Annotated in this window: 5 protein-coding genes and 1 pseudogene; 3 read left to right on the top strand and 3 right to left on the bottom strand. The window is 43.6% G+C overall.

Going from position 1 to position 4,297, the window contains the following annotated elements:
- The first annotated feature begins 2 nt into the window (after positions 1-2).
- From Q0191_RS10160 to Q0191_RS10170, 3 genes and pseudogenes are all read left to right on the top strand, one after another.
- A complete protein-coding gene (locus Q0191_RS10160; RefSeq protein ID WP_297666144.1) occupies positions 3-308 on the top strand; it encodes an AzlD domain-containing protein in 306 nt (101 codons plus the stop codon).
- 123 nt (positions 309-431) lie between these two features.
- A pseudogene (locus Q0191_RS10165) lies at positions 432-1,177 on the top strand (class I SAM-dependent methyltransferase).
- 103 nt (positions 1,178-1,280) lie between these two features.
- Complete coding sequence (locus tag Q0191_RS10170) at positions 1,281-2,021, top strand: MerR family transcriptional regulator (protein WP_297666145.1); 741 nt, start codon at positions 1,281-1,283, stop codon at positions 2,019-2,021.
- A gap of 182 nt (positions 2,022-2,203) precedes the next feature.
- Here the strand turns inward: Q0191_RS10170 and Q0191_RS10175 are convergent, their stop codons facing one another.
- From Q0191_RS10175 to Q0191_RS10185, 3 genes are all read right to left on the bottom strand, one after another.
- Positions 2,204-2,659, bottom strand: coding sequence for an 8-oxo-dGTP diphosphatase (locus tag Q0191_RS10175; protein ID WP_297666146.1), 456 nt, complete (start codon positions 2,657-2,659; stop codon positions 2,204-2,206).
- A gap of 9 nt (positions 2,660-2,668) precedes the next feature.
- A complete protein-coding gene (locus Q0191_RS10180; protein WP_297666147.1) occupies positions 2,669-3,190 on the bottom strand; it encodes a DUF1697 domain-containing protein in 522 nt (173 codons plus the stop codon).
- Positions 3,191-3,203: 13 nt separating this feature from the next.
- The coding region (locus tag Q0191_RS10185) for an NAD(P)/FAD-dependent oxidoreductase (RefSeq protein WP_297666148.1) at positions 3,204-4,297 on the bottom strand (1,094 nt) is incomplete at its 5' end.

The following is a 4,297-nucleotide window of genomic DNA, read 5'->3' on the forward strand; positions in this document are numbered from 1 at the left end:
TTTTGTCAGCCCTAGTCACTTGGATTCCGCGGGTTTTACCCTTTATCCTAGTCAAATACAAGGGGCTTCCGCCCGTGGCAGAGCGTTTTCTCAAATATCTGCCAGTTTCCATCATCTTTGCCCTTATCCTATCCAGCGTCACCAATGCTAAAACGAGCCAGTTTCCAAGTTTTAAATGGTTGGATTTACTGGCTGTTTTTCCGACTAGCTATGTGGCTTTTAAGTATAAGAACTTAATTGCAACTGTTGTGTTTGGTGTAGTCTTGGTGGCCTTGTTGCGCTATCTAGCTGGATTTCTTGGCTTGTAAAGAAGATACAAGACAGATTGAATCGGTCGATTCGGTCTGTTTTTTTGCTAAATTCTAAGAATTATCTGAAAATATAATATTTTATGCTATAATGGAAGCAATAAAAATCATGGAGGTTCGGAAATGGCAGAAGCAGGTCATAAATTTTTAGCAAAATTAGGAAAGAAACGGCTTCGTCCCGGTGGTAAGCTGGCAACCGACTGGCTGATTGAGCAGGGGCAGTTTTCCAGCGATAAGAAAGTTCTAGAGGTTGCCTGCAATATGGGAACCACAACAATCGAGCTGGCAAAAAATATGGCTGCCAGATTACTGCAGTTGATTTGGATAAGGCTGCGCTGGCTCAGGCTAAGCTTAATGGAGACAAAGCTGGTGTGAGTGAACTCGTCACATTTGAGCAGGCAAATGCTATGAAGCTGCCTTATGATGACAATTCGTTTGATATCGTTATCAATGAAGCCATGCTGACCATGCAGACGGATAAGGGAAAGGCCAAATGTATGGATGAGTACTACCGGGTGCTGAAGCCAGGTGGAGTGCTCCTCACCCACGACGTCATGCTCAAGCAAAAAGATGAGAATGTCCGAGAAGAGCTATCTCGTGCGATTAATGTCAATGTGGGGCCTCTAACTGAAGGTTCTTGGATTCAGCTGGCACGTTCTCATGCTTTTGACCGTGTGGACACATTTGTCGGCGAAATGACCTTGATGAGTCTTCGAGGGATGATATATGACGAAGGACTGGGCGGCACACTGAAAATCTGCTTTAATGCCCTCAAGAAAGAAAATTACGGCCAATTTATGAAGATGTTTAAGATGTTCCAAAAGAATCAAGAAAAACTGGGCTTTATTGCCATGGTTTCTCGCAAATAATACTATCTACTTTGGAAAATTTAAAGTGATTAAAAAAATTTCATAAAAAGCTTGACTCTGCCCTAAGGTCAGGGCTTATACTATAAGGGCAAGGAGGTTTTTTATGTATCATATCAAAGAAGCTGCGCAGCTTTCGGGTGTCTCTGTCAAAACCCTGCATCACTACGACAAAATCGGACTTTTAGTTCCTCAAAAATCAGAAAATGGCTATCGGACATACAGTCAAGCTGATCTAGAGCGGCTGCAGGTTATCCTTTACTATAAGTATTTGGGCTTTTCCCTAGAGAAAATAGCAGAGCTGCTGAGTCAGGACGATCAGGCCTTACTGCCGCATCTGGTGAGGCAGTTGGAGTATTTGCAGCAGGAAAGAGACCGCTTAGACACCTTGATTTTCACCTTGCAAAAAACTATCCAAGAAGAAAAAGGAGAAAGAAAGATGACAATGAAAGAAAAATTCGCAGGCTTTACCTACGAAGATAATCAAAAATATCAGCAAAAAGCTGTAGAAGAATACGGTCAAGAAGTCATGGCGGAAGCACTAGCTCGTCAAAATGGACGGGAAGAAGAATCTGTTGAAGCCTTCAATCAAGTTTTTCAAAGTCTGGCAGAGAATATGCAGCAAGGCTTGCCAGTTGACGCAGCAGAAAATCAAGAGCAGGCAGCGCGTCTCTTACAAGCTATCCGTACTTACGGCTTTGATTGCTCTATTGAGGTATTCGGCCATATCGGTAAAGGCTATGTCTATAACCCAGAGTTTAAGGAAAATATTGACAAATTTGGTCCAGGAACAGCTCAATACACATCAGATGTTATTGCTGCTTACGTTCGGACAAATGCAGAATAAATGAGAGTGGGACAGAAATCGGTAATTCGTTAGAATTCGATTTCGTCGTTCCACCTCCGCACAGTTGAGTAGGGCTGTAAAAGCTGATGAAATCAGCGTAGTAGAGCCCACTCAACCACTGCGTCTTGCTCGACAATCCAAAGACAATTGAGAGGCTAGGACTTTTGTCCCAGCCTCATTTTTTACTTCAAATCATAAAGCCAGTCGTCGCCGTCTTTATAGTAAAAGAATTCACTTAAATCGTCTTCTAGAAAAACACGCAGCATATCTGACATATCTTCGGTTGCAAGTTTCAGATGAGACAGATTTTGTAAATCTTCCCACCAGACCTTTCCTTCGTCTGAGGATTGTAGCACACCAGAATAGTGCTTTGTCTTGTAGAGTAGGACGACATAGCGGTAATCCTCGTCATCGTACCAATCCTTGATGCCGCAAAGTTGAGGTTTGGAGATGGTTAGTCCAGTTTCTTCTTTTACTTCTCTGATAACCGCATCGGTAAAAGATTCCCCGCGCTCTACATGCCCGCCAGGAAAAGTAATGCCGGGCCAGTCAGGACTAACTCGGTCTTGGACCAGAACTTTTTCTCCGTCATAAATCATACACATGTTGACGAATTCGACTGTTTCGCGTCTGTTCATATTGTTCTCCTATTTTGTTAGTAACTTTTCCACTACGTTTAACTTTCTCATGGTCAGATCCACGCCAAACAGTTTTTCAAGATAGTTGGTATTGAGCTTTTTTTGTTTTGCAGTTCTAGGGAGATAGAGGTAGAGACAGTGATCGCTTATATAGATTTCTTCCTCGCCATAATCAGCTTTCAATTTTTCTAGTGGTAGACTTTGGATAAAACCTTGATAAAGAATCACATGTACACGATCATGAAGATAGCCTTCTTTAAATGGATTCTCATGAACAATCTTTTCAAAATCGTTCTTAGTCTTGATAACCATTTTTAAGTCGGCCCCAATTTTTCCCTTTATCAGAGTATGAACGTGTTCTCGTATTTCTTCTAAATCTAAGTCACTTTCAAGGATGATATTCCCACTTTGAATATAGGTTCGAACGTGTTGAAAACCAGCTTCTGTCAAAATATCTACCAAATAAGACATTTTCGGGATAGCATTTTTTCCATTAGGAGTAACACCTCTTAGTAAAATAATATGTTCCAAAGGACTTCCTTTCTTATTTGGTACTTATTGAATTTGAACCTGCCACCCAGCCGGTGCAGAGGGCAGATGTGATGTTGAAGCCACCCGTGTGGGCATTGATGTCTAGGACCTCTCCAGCAAAGTGGAGACCGGGAACCAGTTTGCTTTCCAAGGTTTTAGGATTGATTTCTTTGAGACTGACGCCACCCTTGGTTACAAAGGACTTGGCCAGGGACATTTTGCCAGTGACAGGGATGGGCAGTTCTTTGATTTGCTTGATGAGGGTCTCTTTTTCACTGAGATTGAGTTGCTTAACTTTCTCGGAAAATGGCTGGGCAAAAAAGTCTGCCATTCGCTCGGGTAGGAGGATTTTCAGGCAGTTCTTCAGCGATTTTTCCCGATGTTCTTCTAAAAAGTTTGCCAAATCCTGTTTACTGGTCTGTGGCAAAAGGTCCAGATAGATGGTTTCGCCGCCCTTGACAAAGCTAGACAGGCGCAGAGCTGCCGGACCTGATAGGCCAAAGTGGGTAAAGAGCAGGTCGTGGGTGATGACATGTTTGCCATAGCTGAGGGTCACATCGTCCAGCGAAATCCCCTGAAGCGCTTTGTGAGGAAAGTCAGTTAGAAGAGGACTTTCAGCGGCTTCCAGGTCAGTCACAGTGTGCTTGAAGTGTCGGGCAATATCATGACCGAAGCCTGTTGAGCCAGTTGAAGGGTAGGACTTGCCGCCAGTCGTCACAATCAATTTCTGGCAGGTCCAAGTCTGGTCGCTGGATCTGACAGTAAAAAGCTCATCAGTTTTTTTGACGGAGACGATTTCAGTATTGGTGATGACAGTGCCGCCCAGCTCTGCAATTTTCTTTTCCAAAGCTTCGATAATGGTACGGGACTTGTCCGTCGCTGGGAAAACACGGCCGTGGTCTTCCACCTTGAGTTTGACGCCATTTTCCGTAAAAAAGTTGATGATATCATGGTTGTCAAACTGGGAAAAGACGCTATAAAGAAAGCGCCCGTTGCCAGGGATGCCGGCCATGAGGTCATCTAGGTTGCCGTTATTGGTCACATTGCAGCGACCGCCGCCTGTACCGGCTAGTTTCTTGCCCAGTCGTTTATTTTTCTCGAGGAGCA

Source organism: uncultured Streptococcus sp. (genome assembly GCF_938036805.1).
GTDB lineage: Bacteria > Bacillota > Bacilli > Lactobacillales > Streptococcaceae > Streptococcus.